At 71.9% G+C, this 21,688-nt stretch carries 17 protein-coding genes; 15 read left to right on the forward strand and 2 right to left on the reverse strand.

The window, feature by feature from the left end:
* Nucleotides 1–162 precede the first annotated feature (162 nt).
* Both ACIQ7M_RS07865 and ACIQ7M_RS07870 read left to right on the forward strand, forming a co-directional pair.
* On the forward strand, nt 163–1,542 hold the full coding sequence (locus ACIQ7M_RS07865; protein ID WP_403641117.1) for a nitrate/nitrite transporter: 1,380 nt from the start codon (nt 163–165) through the stop codon (nt 1,540–1,542).
* Nucleotides 1,543–1,668: 126 nt separating this feature from the next.
* Nucleotides 1,669–2,820, forward strand: coding sequence for a uroporphyrinogen-III synthase (locus ACIQ7M_RS07870; RefSeq protein ID WP_355768962.1), 1,152 nt, complete (start codon nt 1,669–1,671; stop codon nt 2,818–2,820).
* On the opposite strand, the gene ACIQ7M_RS07875 is transcribed toward ACIQ7M_RS07870, so the two are convergent.
* On the reverse strand, nt 2,769–3,323 hold the full coding sequence (locus tag ACIQ7M_RS07875) for a DUF1772 domain-containing protein (protein ID WP_403641120.1): 555 nt from the start codon (nt 3,321–3,323) through the stop codon (nt 2,769–2,771). The genes ACIQ7M_RS07870 and ACIQ7M_RS07875 overlap by 52 nt on opposite strands.
* A gap of 208 nt (nt 3,324–3,531) precedes the next feature.
* On the opposite strand from ACIQ7M_RS07875, the gene ACIQ7M_RS07880 reads away from it, so the two are divergent.
* From ACIQ7M_RS07880 to ACIQ7M_RS07905, 6 genes are all read left to right on the forward strand, one after another.
* Nucleotides 3,532–4,119, forward strand: a complete 588-nt coding sequence (locus tag ACIQ7M_RS07880; protein WP_403641123.1) for a CGNR zinc finger domain-containing protein — start codon at nt 3,532–3,534, stop codon at nt 4,117–4,119.
* A 225-nt stretch (nt 4,120–4,344) separates the two neighbouring features.
* Nucleotides 4,345–4,875, forward strand: coding sequence for a sigma-70 family RNA polymerase sigma factor (locus ACIQ7M_RS07885; RefSeq protein ID WP_037619265.1), 531 nt, complete (start codon nt 4,345–4,347; stop codon nt 4,873–4,875).
* A 38-nt stretch (nt 4,876–4,913) separates the two neighbouring features.
* Nucleotides 4,914–5,699, forward strand: a complete 786-nt coding sequence (locus ACIQ7M_RS07890) for a zf-HC2 domain-containing protein (RefSeq protein ID WP_355768953.1) — start codon at nt 4,914–4,916, stop codon at nt 5,697–5,699.
* Between the two features lie 85 nt (nt 5,700–5,784).
* Nucleotides 5,785–8,190 (forward strand): HelD family protein, encoded by a 2,406-nt coding sequence (locus ACIQ7M_RS07895; RefSeq protein ID WP_403641126.1) that lies wholly within the window; start codon nt 5,785–5,787, stop codon nt 8,188–8,190.
* 404 nt (nt 8,191–8,594) lie between these two features.
* Nucleotides 8,595–10,028 carry an NAD-dependent malic enzyme gene (locus tag ACIQ7M_RS07900; protein WP_355768947.1) on the forward strand — a complete coding sequence of 478 codons (1,434 nt, stop codon included), beginning with the start codon at nt 8,595–8,597 and terminating at the stop codon, nt 10,026–10,028.
* 374 nt (nt 10,029–10,402) lie between these two features.
* Nucleotides 10,403–10,684, forward strand: a complete 282-nt coding sequence (locus tag ACIQ7M_RS07905) for an HU family DNA-binding protein (RefSeq protein WP_037619258.1) — start codon at nt 10,403–10,405, stop codon at nt 10,682–10,684.
* Nucleotides 10,685–10,946: 262 nt separating this feature from the next.
* Here ACIQ7M_RS07905 and murA read toward each other — a convergent pair whose 3' ends face one another.
* Nucleotides 10,947–12,287, reverse strand: a complete 1,341-nt coding sequence (gene murA / locus ACIQ7M_RS07910) for a UDP-N-acetylglucosamine 1-carboxyvinyltransferase (protein WP_355768943.1) — start codon at nt 12,285–12,287, stop codon at nt 10,947–10,949.
* A gap of 280 nt (nt 12,288–12,567) precedes the next feature.
* Here murA and ACIQ7M_RS07915 point away from each other — a divergent pair, with 280 nt between their 5' ends.
* The 7 genes from ACIQ7M_RS07915 (at nt 12,568) to ACIQ7M_RS07945 (ending at nt 21,452) form a co-directional block, all read left to right on the forward strand.
* Nucleotides 12,568–13,140 carry a YqgE/AlgH family protein gene (locus tag ACIQ7M_RS07915; RefSeq protein ID WP_355768940.1) on the forward strand — a complete coding sequence of 191 codons (573 nt, stop codon included), beginning with the start codon at nt 12,568–12,570 and terminating at the stop codon, nt 13,138–13,140.
* A gap of 86 nt (nt 13,141–13,226) precedes the next feature.
* Nucleotides 13,227–13,526, forward strand: coding sequence for a DUF3039 domain-containing protein (locus ACIQ7M_RS07920; protein WP_351861896.1), 300 nt, complete (start codon nt 13,227–13,229; stop codon nt 13,524–13,526).
* Nucleotides 13,527–14,694: 1,168 nt separating this feature from the next.
* Complete coding sequence (locus ACIQ7M_RS07925; RefSeq protein ID WP_403641132.1) at nt 14,695–16,347, forward strand: beta-N-acetylhexosaminidase; 1,653 nt, start codon at nt 14,695–14,697, stop codon at nt 16,345–16,347.
* Nucleotides 16,348–16,628: 281 nt separating this feature from the next.
* Nucleotides 16,629–17,522, forward strand: a complete 894-nt coding sequence (locus ACIQ7M_RS07930) for an FAD binding domain-containing protein (RefSeq protein ID WP_355761051.1) — start codon at nt 16,629–16,631, stop codon at nt 17,520–17,522.
* Nucleotides 17,519–18,967: a 2Fe-2S iron-sulfur cluster-binding protein gene (locus ACIQ7M_RS07935; protein ID WP_403641137.1), complete on the forward strand. Its 1,449-nt coding sequence runs from the start codon at nt 17,519–17,521 to the stop codon at nt 18,965–18,967. The genes ACIQ7M_RS07930 and ACIQ7M_RS07935 overlap by 4 nt, the downstream gene beginning before the upstream one ends.
* Complete coding sequence (locus ACIQ7M_RS07940) at nt 18,964–21,270, forward strand: xanthine dehydrogenase family protein molybdopterin-binding subunit (protein WP_386984194.1); 2,307 nt, start codon at nt 18,964–18,966, stop codon at nt 21,268–21,270. Before ACIQ7M_RS07935 ends, ACIQ7M_RS07940 begins: the two co-directional genes overlap by 4 nt.
* The gene (locus tag ACIQ7M_RS07945; protein ID WP_403641142.1) at nt 21,267–21,452 is read left to right on the forward strand and encodes a hypothetical protein; all 186 of its coding nucleotides are present in this window, start codon (nt 21,267–21,269) and stop codon (nt 21,450–21,452) included. The genes ACIQ7M_RS07940 and ACIQ7M_RS07945 overlap by 4 nt, the downstream gene beginning before the upstream one ends.
* The last annotated feature ends 236 nt before the right edge of the window (nt 21,453–21,688 follow it).

Here is a 21,688-nt window from a genome sequence, read left to right on the forward strand (position 1 = left end):
ACGCCCCTCGCCCGGTCCCGGACCCGTCCTCACGGCGCGGTCCGGGGCCGGGTGAGAGCAACGTTCCCTTCAGGTCACTCACAGCCACAGGGCGGAAACGCGCCCTCCCTACCTTCGGGAAACAGCAGGCCAGTAAGCCCGGAGAACCAATGGAGGCGTGAGATGACTGCCCCAGCCACGAGTACGGCCCCCGCGCGGGGCGGTCGCTGGATCGAGGAGTGGGATCCGGAGGACGAGGTCTTCTGGGCGGAGAAGGGGGAGAAGGTCGCCCGGCGCAACCTGTTCTTCTCCGTGCTGTCCGAGCACATCGGGTTCTCCGTCTGGACCATGTGGTCGGTGCTGGTCCTGTTCATGGGACCGGAGTACGGACTCACCCCGGCCGACAAGTTCCTGCTCACCTCGATGGTGACGCTCGTCGGCGCGGTGGTGCGGGTGCCCTACACCTTCGCCGTCGCGCTCTTCGGCGGCCGGAACTGGACCATCGTGTCCGCGAGTCTCCTGCTCGTGCCCACCGTCGCCGCGTTCGTCGTGATGGAGCCTGGCACCTCGTTCGGCACCTTCCTCGTGATCGGACTGCTGGCCGGGGTCGGCGGCGGCAACTTCGCCTCCAGCATGACCAACATCAACGCCTTCTTCCCGCTGCGGAAGAAAGGATGGGCGCTCGGCCTCAACGCGGGCGGCGGCAACATCGGCGTCCCCGTCATCCAGCTCGTGGCGCTCGCCGTCATCGGGGCGGCAGGCGGGCCCCGGGTGCTCCTCGGGATCTACATCCCCCTCGTCGTCGTGGCCGCCGTCCTCGCCGGCCTCTTCATGGACAACCTCACCACCGTGAGGAACGACACCGGCGCGGCCCTGGACGCCGCGAAGGACGCGCACACCTGGATCATGGCGTTCCTCTACATCGGGACCTTCGGATCGTTCATCGGCTACGCCTTCGCCTTCGGCCAGGTGCTCCAGGTCGAGTTCGGGCGGACACCGCTCCAAGCCGCCTACCTCACCTTCATCGGCCCGCTGCTCGGCTCGCTGATCCGGCCCGTCGGCGGCCGGCTCGCCGACCGCTACGGCGGCGCCAGGATCACCCTGTGGAACTTCGTCGCCATGGCCGCCGCGACCGGGGTCCTGGTGTTCGCCAGCAGTGAGAGGTCGCTGGCGCTGTTCGTCTCCGTCTTCGTGGTGCTCTTCGTGCTCAGCGGGCTCGGCAACGGCTCCACGTACAAGATGATCCCCGGCATCTTCCAGCGGAAGGCCCTGGAAGCGGGGCTCGAAGGGGAGGAGGCCGCCCGCCACGGACGGCGTCTCTCCGGCGCCGCCATGGGGCTCATCGGCGCGGTGGGCGCGCTCGGCGGTGTCGGCATCAACCTCGCCTTCCGCCAGTCCTTCCTCAGCTCCGGCTCCGGCACCGGCGCCTTCGTCACCTTCCTCGTCTTCTACGCGGCCGCCTTCGCGGTCACCTGGGCCGTATACCTTCGCTGCCCGGCCGCCGAGCCGGGGACGAGCGTCACCGCAGAGGCGAAGCCCCAGCTCAGCTACGCCGAGGTGTGACGTAACACGCCCGACATCACCTTGATCCGAGCCTGTCACGGTCCGTTGACAGGCTCGGATCAGCCGCGACGTACGACAGACAGCACAGACCCGTACGACGACTCGACGAGCGCGAGACGAGAACCCATGGACGACGAACAGCAGCGACCCGATCACGGGCCTCTCTCCGGGTTCACCGTTGGGGTGACCGCCGCGCGCCGCGCCGACGAACTGGGCGTGCTGCTCCAGCGGCGCGGGGCCACCGTCGTGCACGCGCCGGCCCTGCGGATCGTGCCCCTCGCCGACGACGGCGAACTGCTCACCGCCACCAAGGAGTTGATCGACGACGCCCCCGACGTGGTGGTGGCCACCACCGCCATCGGATTCCGCGGCTGGGTCGAGGCCGCCGACGGCTGGGGCCTGGGCGAGGAACTGCTCGCGCGGCTGCGGAGCGTGGAACTGCTCGCCCGCGGGCCCAAGGTCAAGGGCGCGGTCCGGGCCCAGGGGCTGACCGAGGAGTGGTCGCCGTCCTCCGAGTCGATGGCCGAGGTGCTCGACCGGCTGCTCGAAGAGGGTGTGGACGGCCGCCGCATCGCCGTACAACTGCACGGGGAACCGCTGCCCGGGTTCGTCGAGTCGCTGCGCGCCGCCGGGGCCGAGGTCGTCCTCGTGCCGGTGTACCGGTGGATGCCGCCCGAGGACATCGGCCCCGTCGACCGGCTGCTCGACGCGGCCCTCACCCGCGGGCTGGACGCGCTCACCTTCACCAGCGCCCCCGCCGCGGCCTCCCTGCTGACCAGGGCCGAGGAGCGCGGTGTGCGCGCGGAGTTCCTCGCCGCGCTCCACCACGACGTCCTGCCCGCCTGCGTCGGCCCGGTCACCGCGCTGCCGTTGCAGGCCCTCGGCATCGACACCGTCCAGCCCGAACGCTTCCGGCTCGGCCCCCTCGTACAACTGCTCTGCCAGGAACTGCCCGGCCGGGCGCGGACGTTGCCCGTCGCCGGGCACCAGGTGGAGATCCGGGGCCACGCGGTGCTGGTGAACGGGGCGCTGCGCCCCGTGCCGCCCGCCGGGATGTCGCTGCTGCGGGCCCTCGCGCGGCGGCCCGGCTGGGTGGTGGCACGGGCCGAACTGCTGCGCGCGCTGCCGGGATCCGGTCGCGACGAGCACGCCGTGGAGACCGCGATGGCCCGGCTGCGCACGGCACTCGGCGCGCCCAAGCTGATCCAGACGGTCGTCAAGCGGGGCTACCGACTCGCGCTGGACCCGGCCGCGGACGCCAAGTACGCCGACGCCTGAGGCCGCCGGTGCCGTAGCAGGGCACGGGCGAGGCAGGCCAGCGCGAGCGTCGACAGCAGTGCCCGTACGACGTTCCAGGCCACCCAGGTGCTCTCGAACCGGTCGCGCACCGCGGCCGGATCGGCGATCCGCACGGGGTCGCCCGCGTCCGCGAGGCCGTTGTTGAGCGGGACGTTGACGGTCACGGTGACCAGGAACGCGAGCGTGTACGCGGCGAGCGCGGCCAGCACCCACCACCGGTCCGGCGTGCCGCGCGACTGCCAGGCGGCGATCCCCGTCAGCGCCAGGGCGCCCAGGAAGCCCAGGAAGAAGACCGGGTTCTGGATCACCTCGTTGATGTTCCGCATCACCTCGATGAACACGCGGTCGTCACTGCGCGCCAGCGCCGGCATCACCGCGCAGGCGAAAACGTAGAAGGCCCCCGCGATCAGGCCCGTCGCGACCGTGGCCGCACCCAGTACACCCGCGGCGGCATCGCGCCGCTCCGTGCTGTCGTCCGTCATGTCCCTCAGTCAACCGGCGGGCCGCGGCGGGTGACATGGCCGAGGAGCGCGGCCGCATACGCGTGCGTCCACGGCACGTTCCGCCACGCGCCCGGTAAGCATCCGGCGGGCATCCGGTACGGGACCGGTGCCGAGTCTTCCGGCGGGGCGCCGGGGCATGCACTGTAGGGGGTACAGCGGCAGGTGACCCCAAGGCGGTGACAGGCGCATGGCATCGGGCATGGCCACAGCCTCGTACGAGCTGCGGTTCGACTCCGGGCGGATCTGCCTGGACCTGACGGCGACCACCCATCCCGAGGAACGCCTCGACTCGGCCGCCCGGTTGAGCGACTGGGTCCTCGCGTCCGGGCTGGTTCCGGCGGGTACCGTCCTGGCCGCCGTCGACGCCTCTTGGCTGCTCGGCTTCCGGGAACTGCGCGGACATGTCGCCCAGTTGGTGCGCGGCGAGCTGGACGGGCGGCCCGCGGACAGCGCCCTCGCCCGCGTCAACGCCGTCGCCCTCGCGGCTCCGCCCGCTCCCCGGGCCGTCCGCGCCGACGACGGTTCACTGCACAGGGGGCTCCGCACTCCGCCGTACAGCGGTGAACTACTGTCTGTGGTGGCCCGGGACGCCCTCGATCTGCTCACCGACCCGCTCGCGCGGGCGAGTCTGAGACAGTGCGAGGGCGACAACTGCCCGATCGTCTATCTCGACACCTCGCGCGGCCGGCGCCGCCGCTGGTGCTCCAGTGAGGTGTGCGGCAATCGGGAGCGGGTGGCCCGGCACCGGCGGCGGGCGGCTCTGGCACGCGCCTGATCACACCCGTCCGTGATGTTCCAGTGACGTGAGGTGATCGATATGCATTCTTTTCGCTGTCTACACATCTTCCCCAGAAAAAATCCTGAACACTTTGAACACCCGCGTACCAGCACACGTACCCGGTGATGAGCGACCGACTGGGGGAACCCCCGGACACCGGAGGTAGGCGTGCGCAAGGATTCAGCCGTGGCTGATGAACACAAGCCAAGGGCCCGACATCGCATGTCTCAGCAGTCCTCGTCGACCGAACCCGACGAGGAGCTGATGCGTGCGCTGTACCGGGAACACGCGGGGCCCCTGCTGGCCTACGTGCTGCGCCTGGTGGCCGGAGACCGGCAGCGCGCCGAAGACGTTGTGCAGGAAACACTCATCCGTGCCTGGAAGAACGCCGGCCAGCTCAATCGAGCGACCGGTTCGGTACGCCCCTGGCTGGTGACGGTCGCCCGGCGCATCGTCATCGACGGCCACCGCAGTCGGCAGGCCCGGCCGCAGGAGGTCGACCCGTCGCCGCTGGAGGTCATCCCCGCGGAGGACGAGATCGACAAGGCGTTGTGGCTGATGACACTGTCGGACGCGCTGGACGACCTGACCCCTGCTCACAGGGAAGTATTGGTCGAAACTTACTTCAAAGGGCGTACCGTCAATGAGGCGGCCGAAACGCTCGGCATTCCCAGCGGCACTGTGCGCTCACGGGTTTTCTACGCCCTTCGGTCGATGAAGCTGGCTCTTGAGGAGCGGGGGGTGACGGCATGAACACGTACGGGGGTTACGGAACAGGTGGTCCGGGAGCCATGCAAGGTCCACGAGGACAGCAAGGGTCCGGGGACAACATTCACGAGACTGTCGGCGCCTACGCGCTCGGCATCCTCGACGACATCGAGGCCACGGCCTTCGAGGAGCATCTCGCCTCCTGCGAGTGGTGCGCCCAGCAGCTCGACGAGCTCGCCGGGATGGAACCGATGCTCGCGGCCCTCGCCGACCTGCCCGCCTCGCAGGGCAGCCCGGCCATCGCGGAGTCCCTCTCGGCCCGCCCGAGCCCACGGCTCGCGGAGCGGCTGGTGGACGAGGTCTCGGCACGCCGTGCCCAGAAGCGCCGACGCGGCATGTACCTGGTGGCCGCCGCGGCCGCGCTGATCATCGGCGGCCCGCTGACCGTCATGGCGGTCAACGGCGGCAACGACACCGGCACGAACATGCCGCAGGCGCACGCCACCAGCCCGGCCAAGGCCGCCTTCGAGGTCATGACCGACAAGTCGTCGGCCGTCGACCCGAAGACCAAGGTCAGCGCCGTCGTCGCGATCGAGCCGAAGGACTGGGGCACCCACGCGGTCCTCCAGCTCAAGAACGTCACGGGCCCCGAGAAGTGCTCCCTGATCGCCGTCGGCAAGAACGGCGAGCGCGAGACGGTCACCTCCTGGTCGGTCCCGGAGTGGGGTTACGGCACGCCCAACGCCAAGACCGAGGAGGCCAAGCAGCCCCTCTACGTCCACGGCGGCGCGGCCTTCGAGCCGAACCAGATCGACCACTTCGAGGTCATGACGTTCGGGGGGAAGCGCCTCGTCGAGGTGAAGGCGTGAGCGGACTCCGGGCGCGGACGTAGCCCGGCGGGCCTCCCTTCGCGTACGGTTGACGGCTGCCCAGCACGTCAGAAGGGGGCGCCCGGTGGCCGCTCAGGCTCAGCAGGAAACCGCGCTCGGCTCGGTCCGGACATCCGTACCGGAGGAATCCGTCAAGGACGACTCCGTACGGGACCGTGAGATCGCGGTCGAACAGGAACATCTGGACCGGGTCTACCGGCGCCTCGAGGAGAAGATCCACGAGGCCGAGTTCCTCATGCACGACGCCGCCCAGCGCGGTCACGTCGGCACTCCGGGGGCGCTCGCGGAGCGGGACGCCCAGGTGTTCCGCGCGGGAATCCACCTCAACCGTCTCAACAACGAGTTCGAGGACTTCCTCTTCGGCCGGATCGACCTGCTCCGCGGCAAGGACGGCGTGAAGGGGCCCGACGGCGCCTACACCGCCGTGGAACCCGCCGAGGGCGCGGTCCGTGAGGACAACACCGCCGACATCGCGGAGACCCTCCACATCGGCCGTATCGGTGTCCTGGACGCCGAGTACGCGCCGTTGGTGATCGACTGGCGGGCTCCGGCCGCCGCCCCGTTCTACCGCTCCACCCCGGTCGACCCCGGCCGGGTAGTGCGCCGTCGCGTCATCCGCTCCAAGGGCCGCCGGGTCCTCGGGGTCGAGGACGACCTGATGCGTCCGCAGGTCAAGGCCTCCCTCGACGGCCGTGAGCTGCCTGTCATCGGCGACGGCGCGCTCATGGCCGCGCTCGGGCAGGCCCGCAGCCACACCATGCGCGACATCGTGGCGTCCATCCAGGCCGAGCAGGACATGGTGATCCGCGCGCCCGCCGCGTCCGTGACCTATGTCGAGGGCGGCCCCGGCACCGGCAAGACGGCGGTGGCCCTGCACCGGGCCGCCTACCTCCTCTACCAGGACCGCCGCCGGTACGCGGGCGGCATCCTGATCGTCTCCCCGACCCCGCTGCTCGTCGCCTACACCGAGGGCGTGCTGCCCTCGCTCGGCGAGGAGGGCCAGGTCGCGATCCGCGCGATCGGCTCGCTCGTCGACGGCGTGGCCGCCACGCTGTACGACTCCCCGGCGGTGGCCCGCGCCAAGGGCTCGTACCGGATGCTGAAGGTGCTGCGGAAGGCGGCGCGCGGCGCGCTGGAGACCCCGGCCGGCACGGCGCGCGGCGGCGGCAACGGCAACGGCAACGGCCAGCTCGCCCTCGGTGAGCCGGAACAGGCCAACGCGGGCACGCCCACCCGGCTGCGGGTCGTCGCCTTCGGGCGCCGCATCGAGCTGGAGTCCGCCGAACTGGACCGGATCAAGCACAACGTGCTCGGCGGGACCGCGCCGGTCAACCTGCTGCGCCCGCGCGCCCGCAGACTGCTGCTGGACGCGCTGTGGGCGAGGTCGGGCGCCGGGACCCGGCACTCGGACCCGGCGCTGGCCGCCGAGCTGCGGTCCTCGTTCGACGAGGACGTCACCTCCGAGGACAGTTTCGTGGCGTTCCTGGACGCCTGGTGGCCGGAGCTGACCCCGCGCGGGGTGCTGGCCGCCATGGCCGACGAGCGGCGCCTCGGGCGCTGGGCGCGCCGGATCCTCAACCCCGGCGAGGTCCGCCGGGTCGCCCGCTCGCTCAAGCGGGACGGGTTCTCCGTGCACGACGCGGCGATGCTGGACGAGCTGGAGGCGATCGTCGGGACACCCGCCCGGCCCAAGAAGCGCCGCGAACTGGACCCGCTGGACCAGCTCACCGGTCTCGACGAGCTCATGCCGGTGCGCGAGGAGACCCAGCGCGAGCGAGCCGAGCGGCTGGCGCAGGAGCGGACCGAGTACGCGCACGTGATCGTCGACGAGGCGCAGGACCTCACGCCCATGCAGTGGCGGATGGTCGGCCGGCGCGGCCGGCACGCCACCTGGACGGTCGTGGGCGACCCGGCCCAGTCCTCGTGGTCCGACCCCGACGAGGCGGCCGAGGCCCGTGACGAGGCGCTCGGCACCCGTCCCCGGCGCCGCTTCACCCTCACCGTCAACTACCGCAACCCGGCGGAGATCGCCGAGCTGGCCGCCAAGGTCCTCGCGCTCGCCATGCCGGGCTCCGAGTCCCCGTCGGCCGTACGGTCCACGGGCGTCGAGCCCCGCTTCGCGGTCGTACGGGACTCCCTGGCGCAGACCGTGCGCGCCGAGGCCGCCCAGCTGCTCGACCGGGTCGACGGCACCGTGGGCGTCGTCGTCGCCATGAACCGGCGCGAGGAGGCCGCCCGCTGGCTCGCCGGGCTCGGGGACCGTGTGGTGGCCCTGGGAAGCCTGGAGGCCAAGGGCCTGGAGTACGACGCGACGGTGGTCGTCTCGCCCGCCGAGATCGCCGACGAGTCGCCCGCCGGGCTGCGTGTCCTGTACGTCGCCCTGACCCGGGCCACACAGCAGCTCACCGTCGTCTCCAGCGACCGCGACGAGCCCGACGCGGACGGGGTCCCCGACCTCCTGCGGGACTGACGGGCCCCGCGCCGAAAAGAACTCCCGGGACGGGAATTGCTCTACGGGAATCCTTTGTTACCTTTGACGTGACACCGGCCCGATCCAAGCCCCCGGGCCCAACCTTCGTCGCTACGAGCGACCACTTGCCGCGAGGCGAGCATGGCGGGTCGGTGTCATTGACCGTCGTCCTTCACCGAAGGACCTGGAGAGGCCCACGTCACCTGTGACGTGGGCCTCTTTCGTCACCCGACCCTCTCTCGCTGAGGCGGACACCCTCTCGTACAGTGGAATCCGCTTTCCGAAGTGCGAACCCCCGGCGACCAAAACGTTCGCAATCCGGGGCGACTACCGCGTACTCAGTGGTAGGTGCGACGATCGGACGGCACACAGCAGTGACTCGGTGAAAGCAGAGGAAGTCGGCCATGGCAACGGCGCCCAGCGTCTCCTACTCGATGACGGTCCGGCTGGAGGTGCCCGCGAGCGGAACCGCGGTCTCCCAGCTCACGACGGCCGTGGAGTCCAGCGGAGGCTCGGTGACCGGCCTCGACGTGACCGCGTCCGGGCACGAGAAGCTCCGGATCGACGTCACCATCGCGGCGAGCTCCACCTCGCACGCCGACGAGATCGTCGAGGAGCTCCGGAACATCGAGGGCGTGACGCTCGGCAAGGTGTCCGACCGTACGTTCCTCATGCACCTCGGCGGCAAGATCGAGATGCAGTCCAAGCACCCGATTCGCAACCGTGACGACCTCTCCATGATCTACACCCCGGGTGTGGCCCGGGTGTGCATGGCGATCGCCGAGAACCCCGAGGACGCCCGCCGTCTCACCATCAAGCGCAATTCCGTTGCGGTCGTGACGGACGGCTCCGCGGTGCTGGGCCTCGGCAACATCGGCCCGATGGCCGCGCTGCCCGTCATGGAGGGCAAGGCGGCCCTCTTCAAGCGCTTCGCCGGCATCGACGCCTGGCCGCTGTGCCTGGACACCCAGGACACCGACGCGATCGTCGAGATCGTCAAGGCGATCGCCCCCGGCTTCGCGGGCATCAACCTGGAGGACATCTCCGCGCCCCGCTGCTTCGAGATCGAGGCCCGGCTGCGCGAGGCCCTCGACATCCCCGTCTTCCACGACGACCAGCACGGCACGGCCATCGTCGTCCTCGCCGCCCTGACCAACGCCCTTCGCGTCGCGGGCAAGGCGATCGGCGACATCCGGGTCGTCATGTCCGGCGCGGGAGCGGCCGGTACCGCCATCCTCAAGCTGCTCATCGCCGCCGGGGTGAAGAACGCCGTCGTCGCCGACATCCACGGCGTCGTGCACGCGGGCCGCGGTGACCTCGTCGACGCCGCCCCGGACTCGCCGCTGCGCTGGATCGCCGACAACACGAACCTCGAAGGCCTCACGGGCACCTTGAAGGAGGCGGTGCGCGACGCCGACGTGTTCATCGGTGTCTCCGCCCCGAACGTGATCGACGGCGACGACGTGGCCTCGATGGCGGAGAACGCCATCGTGTTCGCGCTCGCGAATCCCGACCCCGAGGTCGACCCGGCAATCGCCCGCCAGACCGCGGCAGTTGTGGCCACCGGACGCTCCGACTTCCCCAACCAGATCAACAACGTCCTGGTGTTCCCGGGCGTCTTCCGCGGCCTCCTGGACGCCCAGTCGCGTACCGTCAACACGGACATGATGCTCGCCGCCGCGGCCGCGCTCGCGAGCGTGGTGACCGAGGACGAGCTCAACCCGAACTACATCATCCCCAGCGTCTTCAACGACAAGGTCGCGGGCGCGGTCGCCGGAGCGGTGCGTGACGCGGCGAAGGCGGCGGGGGCGATGGTCGCGGCCAACGCGAGCGCGTAGCGCGGGTCGAGCCGGGCCGCGCGCACGTGCCGTACCGGCCGACGTCCCGGCTGTGACGGGCGCCACGACCGCCCGGAACCCGGCGCGTCGCGGAACGCGGGGCCAGTGGCCGCCTCTAGGGTGGCGGCCAGGCTCAGGCCTCGCAGGGGCCTCTTCGTGTGACCCCCAAGGGTGTTCGTGTGACTCCCAGGGGCGCCGGATTGGCTTTCCCGCCGCAGGTGGGGGCAGGATGCGTATTCGGGCGCGACGGTCTGGCGACGGACCCGGGTCCGGGAGCCGACCGAGGACCCTGGCAGCATCGGCTTCACTGTGCCCGATATGCGGCTCCGCCGCCTGGCACGCCTCAACAGCAAGAAGAACACGGGAGTAACAACATGAACCGCAGTGAGCTGGTGGCCGCGCTGGCCGACCGCGCCGAGGTGACCCGCAAGGACGCCGACGCCGTTCTGGCCGCTTTCGCCGAGACCGTCGGCGAGATCGTCGCCAAGGGCGACGAGAAGGTGACCATCCCCGGCTTCCTGACCTTCGAGCGCACCCACCGTGCCGCTCGCACCGCGCGCAACCCGCAGACCGGCGACCCGATCCAGATCCCGGCCGGCTTCAGCGTGAAGGTCTCCGCGGGCAGCAAGCTCAAGGAAGCCGCCAAGGGCAACTAGTCCCGGCGCCGGTACGTTCCCCTCGGACGCGGGACGCGGGAGGCGTACGAAGCCCAGCAACGCCAATGGGGCGGCCCTTTCAGGGGGCCGCCCCATCGGCGTACACGGGCGAACCCGCCGGAGCTCTAGCCGAGCGCCTTGCCGGGGGGTTCGACCTTCGCGCCGAGCTCCATGAGCTTGTCCATGCTGTGCTTGCCCGGGGGATGACCCCCGGACCCCCAGCCGGAGGTGTGCCGGTCCGGCCGGGGCGGAGAAGTCGGTGTCAGCCGAGCGCCTTGCCGGGGAGTTCGACCTTCGCGCCGAGCTCCATGAGCTTGTCCATGAAGTTCTCGTAGCCGCGGTTGATCAGGTCGATGCCGTGGACGCGGGACGTGCCCTGCGCCGCCAGCGCCGCGATGAGGTACGAGAAACCGCCGCGCAGGTCGGGGATGACCAGGTCGGCGCCCTGAAGCTTCGTCGGGCCCGAAACGACCGCGGAGTGCAGGAAGTTGCGCTGGCCGAAGCGGCAGACCGAGCCGCCGAGGCACTCGCGGTAGAGCTGGATGTGCGCGCCCATCTGGTTCAGCGCGGACGTGAAGCCCAGGCGGGACTCGTACACCGTCTCGTGGATGATCGACAGGCCGGTGGCCTGCGTCAGGGCCACGACCAGGGGCTGCTGCCAGTCGGTCTGGAAACCGGGGTGGACGTCCGTCTCCAGGGCGATGGACTTGAGCTGGCCGCCCGGGTGCCAGAAGCGGATGCCCTCGTCGTCGATCTCGAAGGCGCCACCGACCTTGCGGTAGGTGTTGAGGAACGTCATCATCGACCGCTGCTGGGCGCCGCGGACGTAGATGTTGCCCTCGGTCGCCAGCGCCGCGGAGGCCCACGAGGCGGCCTCCAGGCGGTCCGGGAGAGCCGCGTGGGTGTAACCGCCGAGCGAGTCCACACCGGTGATGCGGATCGTCCGGTCGGTGTCCATCGCGATGATGGCGCCCATCTTCTGCAGGACGCAGATCAGGTCCTCGATCTCCGGCTCCACGGCCGCGTTCGAGAGCTCCGTGACACCCTCCGCGAGGACCGCGGTCAGCAGGACCTGCTCGGTCGCGCCCACGGACGGGTACGGAAGCTGGATCTTGGTGCCGCGCAGCCGCTGCGGGGCCTCCAGGTACTGGCCGTCCTCCCGCTTCTCGATCTTCGCGCCGAACTGCCGCAGCACCTCGAAGTGGAAGTCGATCGGCCGGCCGCCGATGTCGCAGCCGCCCAGGCCCGGGATGAACGCGTGGCCCAGCCGGTGCAGCAGCGGGCCGCAGAAGAGGATCGGGATGCGCGACGAGCCCGCGTGGGCGTCGATGTCGGCGACGTTCGCGCTCTCGACGTGCGAGGGGTCGAGGATCAGCTCGCCGGGCTCCTCGCCCGGACGGACGGTCACACCGTGCAACTGCAGCAGCCCGCGTACGACACGGACGTCGCGGATGTCGGGGACATTGCGCAGCCGGCTCGGACCGCTGCCCAGCAGGGCGGCGACCATGGCCTTCGGTACGAGGTTCTTCGCACCGCGGACACGGATCTCGCCCTCAAGCGGGGTTCCGCCATGGACAAGCAGGACATCGTCGTTGACGGTCATGTATCTCGCGTTCCGATGAGTTGGGCACGGTGGGTCGTCGGCAGGCCGGTCGTACGGGAGCCGAACAGCAAGGGTAATGGGCACCCGCCCCGGCGCAGTAAGCCCGAGGAGGACTCAGCTCTGTCATAGCTTGGCCACAACACGAGCCGTCCCGGGCCGGGTACGTGGGGTCACCGTCACGGGTGTGCGCGGGCGACGCTTCGTTGCGCCCTGAGCTGCATTCACTCCCGTACGCGCATTGGCTCCCCACATGAAGGGAATGTGCGGGATCATGTCTGGCATGACCGAGGTGTCCTCGCTCACAGGGCGGCTGCTCGTGGCCACGCCCGCCCTGGCGGACCCGAACTTCGACCGTGCGGTGGTGCTGCTCCTCGACCACGACGAGGAGGGCTCCCTCGGTGTCGTCCTCAACCGTCCGACGCCGGTCGGTGTCGGGGACATCCTGGAGAACTGGGCCGGGCTGGCCGGGGAACCGGGTGTCGTCTTCCAGGGCGGTCCCGTCTCGCTGGACTCCGCGCTGGGGGTGGCGGTCATCCCGGGCGGCACGGCGGGGGAGCGCGCGCCCCTCGGCTGGCGGCGGGTGCACGGCGCGATCGGTCTCGTGGACCTGGAGGCCCCGCCCGAGCTTCTGGCGTCCGCCCTCGGCTCCCTGCGCATCTTCGCCGGGTACGCGGGCTGGGGACCGGGCCAGCTGGAGAACGAACTGGTCGAAGGCGCCTGGTACGTCGTCGAGTCCGAACCCGGTGACGTCTCGTCCCCGGCGCCCGAACGCCTGTGGCGCGAGGTCCTGCGCCGCCAGCGCAGCGAACTGGCGATGGTCGCGACGTACCCCGACGACCCCTCCCTCAACTGACCGGCGCACCGGCCCCCGTGCCTTCCGCCGAAGGCGCGCGACCCTTCCCTCAACTGATGGCCGCGAGCCCCAGTACCCTTGGCTTCATGAGCACTCTTGAGCCTGAGACCCAGCCCCAGCGAGGCACGGGGACGGGGACCCTCGTAGAGCCGACGCCGCAGGTGTCGCACGGTGACGGGGACCACGAGCGCTTCGCCCATTACGTCCAGAAGGACAAGATCATGGCGAGCGCGCTGGACGGCACGCCCGTGGTGGCGCTGTGCGGCAAGGTGTGGGTGCCGGGCCGCGACCCGAAGAAGTACCCCGTGTGTCCCATGTGCAAGGAGATCTTCGAGTCCATGGGCGCCGGTGGCGGCGACCAGGGCAAGGGCGGCGACAAGAAGTAGCGCCGGGCTTCGGCCCCGGCGCCACGCCGCGCAGACCGGCCACGGCCGCGACGTCCCCGGGCGAGGGGGCGCCGCGGCCGTGTCGTGTGCGGGGCCGGGCCGGCGCGGGGCGTTCGCGGGCACCGCGGCCGTCGTGTTCGAGCGGGGCGTGGCTGTGTCCCCCGCGGGCCGGGCCGTTTTTCACAGCCGTCCGCGATCACAGAGTGGTGTAGACCTCTTGTGGGCGGGTCCCGGTACTCCTTAGCCTCCGTGTGTTGTGCGATGCGAAACCGTCATTGCGCATGCCGCAACATGCTCTGGCTGGAGGACGCCCGTTGAAGCCCCGTGCTCCCGGACCGCCGTGGTGCGGACGGTGACCCTCGCGTCGCCGGTCGGCGCACGGCGCCCCGGGGTCGACCGGTGCGCCCCGGCCGACCAGCGTCCTGCGGCTGAACGGTGCGCTGGGGCTGACCGGTGTCCTCCGGCCGACCAGCGCGCCGCGGCCGGACAACGCCCTTCGGCCGACCGATGTCCTCCGGCCCACGGCTGCCTCGCGGTCGGCCGATGCCGTCCGGCCGACCGGCCGTACGGGGTCCGCGCAGCTCTCCGGTCGCAATGCTTCCGCCGCGTACGCGCCGTGCGGACCGCGGCCTTCCCGCGGAACTTCTCCGGGCATCCCGGGGCGGCGGGAATTCGTCCGCCAGTTCCTCGGGCGCCTTCTCCGGCCCGATCGCGCCGCGGTCGTCCCCGCGCTCATCGGATTTCCCGCTGCGGCACCGCCTCGACGATTCCGCTTCCGATTCCGGGCCGCCTCGCCGATCATGTTCCGGACCGCCCGGACGGTACCCGCGAGGCTCCGGCGGACCTCTCCTCCTCTTCCCGCCCGACTTCGGACCACCGAAGTCGGGCGGTCCGAAGACCATGCCGCGCGCGGCCTTCCCGCGGCCCTTCACGGCCCCGGTGCCGCGCGGTTTCACCGGGGCCGTCGCGGACGCGCGGAAGGCGTCCGTGAACCAGGCCTGGCGCACCGCACGCGATTTCTCCGGCGGGTCCCTTTCCCGCCCGCCGTCCCCCGGCCGCCCGGACGATTTCCCGCGCCGATACTCCGCGTGCCGATCCCCTTCGTACGCGAACCCCAGTGACCCGTCTCCGGCCCCGGCGGCGGTAAAGGACTGAAGGACGGATGGACATGAAGGACACGGGCCTGATCCCCGCTCCCCTCGTCGTCGAAGGCACGGCGGAGGGGCGGTTCACGCTGGACGCGGACACCGTCCTGTGGGCCGCGCCGGGCACGGACACCACCGCACGCTGGCTCGGCTCGGTCCTGGGCGCCGCGCTCGGACTGCCGCTGCGACCTGGGCCGCGGGACGCTCCGCGCGCCGTACGCCTGCTTCTCGACGACACCCTGGGGCCGGAGGCGTACCGGCTCGCTGTCGGCGACGACGGCGTCGAGATCCGCGGCGGCGACGCGGCCGGCGTCTTCTGGGGTGCCCAGACACTGCGTCAACTGCTGGGCCCCGACGCTTTCCGCCGCGCCCCGGTCCGTCCGCGGACGGCGTACGAAATCGAGCACGGGGTCGTCGAGGACGCGCCCCGATTCCGCTGGCGCGGCCTGATGCTCGACGTCTCCCGGCACTTCATGCCGAAGGAAGGCGTCCTGCGCTACCTCGATCTGCTGGCCGCGCACAAACTCAACGTCTTCCACTTCCATCTCACCGACGATCAGGGATGGCGTGTTCAGATCAATCGCTATCCGAAGCTGACGGAGATCGGCTCCTGGCGGGCGCGCACCAAATTCGGCCACCGGGCCTCGCCGCTGTGGGACGAGAAGCCGCACGGAGGCTTCTACACCCAGGACGACATCCGGGAGATCGTCGCGTACGCGGCCGATCGGCATATCGCCGTCGTCCCCGAAATCGACATCCCCGGCCACTCGCAGGCCGCCATCGCCGCGTATCCGGAACTGGGCAACACCGACGTCATCGACACGACCTCCCTGACCGTCTGGGACAACTGGGGCGTCTCCAAAAACGTACTCGCCCCCACTGACAACACCCTGCGCTTCTACGAGGGGGTGTTCGAGGAACTCCTCGACCTGTTCCCGGCGGACCCGGACCGCTTCCCGGAGTTCTCCGGTTTCTTCCACATCGGGGGCGACGAGTGCGCCAAGGACCAGTGGAGGGAGTCGGCCGCGGCGCAGGCGCGCATCCGGGAACTCGGCCTCGCCGACGAGGACGCGTTGCAGGCCTGGTTCATCCGGCACTTCGACAACTGGCTGTCCGCGCGCGGACGTCGGCTCATCGGCTGGGACGAGATCCTGGAGGGCGGTCTCGCCCCCGGCGCCGCCGTCTCCTCGTGGCGCGGCTACCAGGGCGGGGTCACGGCCGCGCGCGCGGGCCACGACGTCGTCATGTGCCCCGAGCAGCACGTGTACCTGGACTACCGTCAGGCCGCGGGCGAGGACGAACCGGTGCCGATCGCCTACGTGCGCACCCTGGAGGACGTCTACCGCTTCGAGCCGGTTCCGCCGCAGCTCACCGAGGCGGAGGCGAGGCACGTGCTGGGCACGCAGGCCAACCTGTGGACCGAGGTGATGGAGGACCACACGCGCGTGGACTACCAGGCGTTCCCGCGGCTCGCCGCCTTCGCCGAGGTCGCCTGGAGCCGTCTGCCGGTCCCCGGGGAGCGGGACTTCGCCGGCTTCGAGCGGCGGATGAACGCCCACTACGGGCGGCTCGACGCCCTCGGCGTGGCCTACCGCGCGCCCTCGGGTCCGCGGCCGTGGCAGCGGCGGCCGGGGGTGCTCGGACGCCCGATCGAGGGGGCGCCCCCGAACGTGTGAGACCGCTCACGGTCGCCCGGCTCCGGCGCCTGTGCTCCGGAGCCGTTGCACCGCAAGGAAAAATAGCCCCCAAGGCGCACCGAAGAGTGATAATCGGCTTCCACCGGTGATGCCGTGCGAAAACAGGCCATCTCCCTGGTGAGGCGGGCGAATGCCTCCTAGCGGACCCCCGCGTCGAGGGCCCGGGAAGATGTGCCAGAGTTGCCACGTCCGCCCTGTCAGCACGTACCGTACGGCAGCACAGGTGGGACCAGGTGGGGCAGCGGGAAGGGGCAACCGGTTTGACCACGCACGCACCGCAGACGGCGCAGGCCGTGACGCTGCCCGTCTCGCTGGACGAGGCGGTGGCGGCGCTGTCCGCCATGCCCACGGCCGTTCCGGTGGCCGGCGGCACGGATCTCATGGCCGCGGTCAACTCCGGACAGCTCCGGCCGGCCGCGCTCGTCGGCCTCGGCCGGATCACCGAGATCCGCGGCTGGCAGTACCAGGACGGCCACGCGCTGCTCGGCGCGGGCCTCACGCACGCCCGCATGGGCCGCCCCGACTTCGCGGCCCTCATCCCGGCGCTCGCGGCCGCCGCGAGAGCGGCCGGACCGCCGCAGATCCGCAACGCCGGCACCCTCGGCGGCAACATCGCCTCGGCCGCTCCCACCGGGGACGCGCTGCCCGTCCTGGCCGCCCTCGAAGCCACGTTGATCATCGCGGGGCCGGGCGGAGCCCGCCGCGAGATCCCCGTGTCGCATCTGCTCGCCGGCGTGGACATGCTCCGCGGCGGCGAACTCATCGGCTACGTGCGCGTGCCGCTGCTGCACGCCCCGCAGGTCTTCCTGAAGGCCACCGGCCGCACCGGACCCGGGCGCGCCATCGCCTCCGTCGCGGTCGTCCTCGACCCGGCCCGGCGCGGCGTGCGCTGCGCCGTCGGCGCCATAGCGCCCATGCCGCTGCGGCCGCTGGACGCCGAGGCCTGGGTGGCCCAGCTCATCGACTGGGACAACAACCGCGCGATCGTCCCCGAGGCGCTGAACGCGTTCGGCGAGTACGTGGCCGCGGCCTGCATCCCGGACCCCGTCCCCGCCGAGGACGGAACCCTCACACCGCTTCCGCCCGCCGTACTGCACCTGCGGCGCACTGTCGCCGCGCTGGCCCGACGAGCACTTGGAAGGGCACTGTCGTGACCGACGACCAGCACGAAGAGGGCGCTTCGCGCGGTGGGAGCCGCTGGGACCCGCTGCCCCAGGGCGACTACGACGACGGAGCCACCGCCTTCGTCAAACTCCCCGAGGGCGGCATAGAGGCGCTCCTCGCCAGCCGGGAGCCGCTGGCCGCGCCCGGACACGGCTACGTGCCCCCGCAGATCTCCGTGACGCCCGCCCCGCCCGAGTCCGCGGACCCGGCCGCCGGCGGCGCCTGGGCCGGTCGGGGCGACACCCCGCAGTGGCCGGATCACGACACCGCACAGCAGGCCGGCGGCCACGACGACCGGTTCGCGTACCACCCCGGGTCCACCGGGCAGTGGCAGTTCGACGACGGCTCCGGCCAGGCGCAGGGCCCCGGACACGACGTGACCGGGCAGTGGTCGATCCCGGTGGCCGGAGGCGACCTCCCGGACGAATCGGGCGAGTTCACCACCTCGGCGCTCGTCGAGCAGTGGGGCGGCACACCGCCCGCCACGCTCCCCGGCGGCGCGGCCGCGCCCTGGGCCGGCGAGATCGGACAGCCCTGGACCGCCGACGCCCACGAAGCGGTCGCTGAGGCCCCCGCCGGACACGCGGGGCATCCCGGAGTCGAATCGCCCGCGCAGGCCGCCCAGAGGCCCGCGCAGGCCGCTCACGAGGTCCCTGAGTCCGCCGCCGACCCCGAGCCGGTGACTGCGGGGACGCCCGAGGCGGCCGAGCCGGATCCGGCGCACGAGGCCGCCGTGACGGCCGACGAGACACCCGACGCGGACCTCCCGGCCCCGCCCGGACACGACGATCACCCCCTCGCCTCCTACGTCCTGCGCGTCAACGGCGCCGACCGGCCGGTCACCGACGCCTGGGTCGGCGAGTCGCTGCTCTACGTGCTGCGCGAGCGGCTCGGCCTCGCGGGCGCCAAGGACGGCTGCTCGCAGGGCGAGTGCGGCGCCTGCAACATCCAGGTGGACGGCCGGCTCGTGGCGTCCTGCCTGGTACCCGGCGTCACCGCCGCCGGCAGCGAGGTGCGCACCGTCGAGGGCCTGGCCGCCGACGGGCAGCCCTCCGACGTCCAGCGGGCGCTGGCCAGGTGCGGTGCCGTGCAGTGCGGTTTCTGCGTCCCCGGCATGGCGATGACCCTGCACGACCTGCTGGAGGGCAACCCCGCTCCGACCGAGCTGGAGACCCGCCAGGCCCTGTGCGGCAACCTGTGCCGCTGCTCCGGCTACCGCGGTGTCCTGGACGCCGTGCGCGAGGTCGTCGCCGAACGCGAGGCGCACTCCGCCACCGCGGCCGAGGCCGAGGCCGCCCCCGAGGCGGACGAGGCCCGCATCCCGCACCAGGCCGGCCCCGGCGCCGGCGGCATCCACCCGTCCGCGTACGAGGACGGCGCCGCCTACGGTTCCCCGGCACAGCAGCCGTACGGCCAGGACGGAGGCCAGGCGTGACCAACCAAGCCGCGACCGCGACACCGGCGGCGCCCGAGACGGGCCCCGAGCCCCTGCCGCACGGGCTCGGCGTCTCGCTGCCCGCCGCGGACGACCGCGCCAAGACCGAGGGCACGTTCCCCTACGCCGCCGACCTGTGGGCCGAGGGCCTCCTGTGGGCCGCCGTGCTCCGCTCGCCGCACCCGCACGCCCGCATCCTGTCCATCGACACCAGCCACGCGCGCGAGATGGCCGGCGTACGCGCGGTCATCACCCACGAGGACGTGCCCGGCACCCCGATCCACGGCCGCGGCAGAGCCGACCGTCCGGTGTTCGCCTCCGACGTCGTTCGCCACCACGGCGAGCCCATCGCGGCCGTCGCCGCCGACCATCCCGACACCGCGCGCATGGCCGCCGCCGCCGTCATCGTCGAGTACGAGGTGCTCGAACCGGTCACCGACCCGGAGCACGCCTTCGAGGCCGAACCGCTGCACCCCGACGGCAACCTGATCCGGCACATCCCGCTGAGCCACGGCGACCCGGACGCGGTCGGCGAGGTCGTCGTCGAGGGCCTGTACCGCATCGGCCGCCAGGACCCCGCCCCCATCGGCGCCGAGGCCGGACTCGCCGTGCCCCGCCCCGACGGCGGCGTCGAGCTCTACATCGCCTCCACCGACCCGCACAGCGACCGCGACGCGGCCGCCGCCTGCTACGGCCTCGAACCCGCGCGCGTGAAGGTCGTCGTCACCGGTGTCCCCGGAGCCACCGCCGACCGCGAGGACCAGGGCTTCCAGCTCGCGCTCGGCCTCCTCGCCCTGGCGACCGGCTGCCCGGTGAAACTCACCGCCACGCGCGAGGAGTCCTTCCTCGGCCACGCCCACCGGCACCCGACCCTGCTGCGCTACCGCCACCACGCCGACGCCGAGGGCAACCTCGTCAAGGTCGAGGCCCAGATCCTGCTCGACGCGGGCGCCTACGCCGACACCTCCGGCGAGTCGCTGGCCGCCGCCGTCTCCTTCGCCTGCGGCCCCTACGTCGTCCCGAACGCCTTCATCGAGGGCTGGGCCGTCCGCACCAACAACCCGCCCTCGGGCCATGTGCGCGGCGAGGGCGCCCTCCAGGTGTGCGCCGCCTACGAGGCCCAGATGGACAAGCTGGCGAAGAAGCTCGGCGTCGACCCCGCCGAGCTGCGCCTGCGCAACGTCCTGGCCACGGGCGACGTCCTGCCCACCGGCCAGACGGTGACCTGCCCGGCGCCCGTCGCCGAGCTCCTCCAGGCGGTACGCGACTACCCGCTGCCCGCCCTGCCCAAGGACACGCCCGAGGACGAGTGGCTGCTGCCCGGCGGCCCCGAGGGCGCGGGCGAACCCGGTGCCGTACGCCGCGGTGTCGGCTACGGACTGGGCATGGTGCACATGCTCGGCGCCGAGGGCGCCGACGAGGTCTCGACCGCCACCGTCAAGGTCCACGACGGCGTCGCCACCGTGCTCTGCGCGGCGGTGGAGACCGGCCAGGGCTTCACCACGCTGGCCCGCCAGATCGTCCAGGAGACCCTCGGCATCGACGAGGTGCACGTGGCTCCGGTCGACACCGACCAGCCGCCGGCCGGCCCGAGCTCCCGCGGCCGGCACACCTGGGTGTCCGGCGGAGCGGTGGAGCGGGCGGCCAAGATGGTCCGTACGCAGTTGTTGCAGCCCCTGGCGCACAAGTTCGGCATGTCCACCGAGCTGCTCCAGATCACCGACGGCAAGATCACCTCGTACGACGGAGTGCTGTCGACCACGGTCACCGAGGCGATGGACGGCAAGGAGCTGTGGGCGACCGCGCAGTGCCGCCCGCACCCGACCGAACCGCTGGACGAGAACGGCCAGGGCGACGCCTTCGTGGGCCTCGCGTTCTGCGCCGTCCGCGCGGTGGTCGACGTCGACATCGAACTCGGCTCGGTACGGGTCGTGGAGCTGGCGCTCGCCCAGGACGTCGGCCGGATCCTCAACCCGGCACAGCTCAGAGCCCGCATCGAGGCCGGCGTCACCCAGGGCGTGGGCGCCGCGCTGACCGAGAACCTCCGCACCAACCGCGGTCTGGTCCGCCACCCGGATCTCACCGGCTATGCCCTGCCGACCGCCCTGGACGCGCCCGACATCCACATCGTCAAGCTGGTCGAGGAGCGCGACGTCGTCGCACCCTTCGGTGCCAAGGCGGCCAGCGCGGTGCCGGTCGTGACCTCGCCCGCGGCCATCGCCTCCGCCGTACGCGCGGCCACCGGACGGCCTGTCAACCGGCTGCCGATCCGCCCGCAGGCGGCCGTGGTGACGGCCTCGTGACCGGGCGGGAGCGCGCCTCGGGCGAACCCTCGCCGGACGGCTCCGCCCCGCCGGTCCCCGGCGCCGAAGCCGGGCAGCCGCGCTACGAACCCGCGCCCGGCGTGGGCAAACTGCTGCTCTGGGTGCTGCTGTTCGTGCTCGCGGCCCTGGCCGTCGTCCTCGGCGGCGTCTACTTCACCTGACGCCCACCGCTTCACCTGACGCCCACCGCTTCACCTGACGTCCACCGCTTCATCCGACGCCCCCCGTTTCCCCGAGGCCCAACGCGGCGCCCCGCCGACGATTTCCCGACCGGGCGCGGTCCGTCCCGGCGCGCCCCTGGCGTTGTCAGTGGTGCGGCGTATCGTTCTGGCTCGTGGGGAACTGCCGTGGCACGACCGGCCGTTCCCTACCGGGGGAAGCACGGAGCGTTCACATG

The organism is Streptomyces sp. NPDC096324 (genome assembly GCF_044763015.1).
GTDB lineage: Bacteria > Actinomycetota > Actinomycetes > Streptomycetales > Streptomycetaceae > Streptomyces.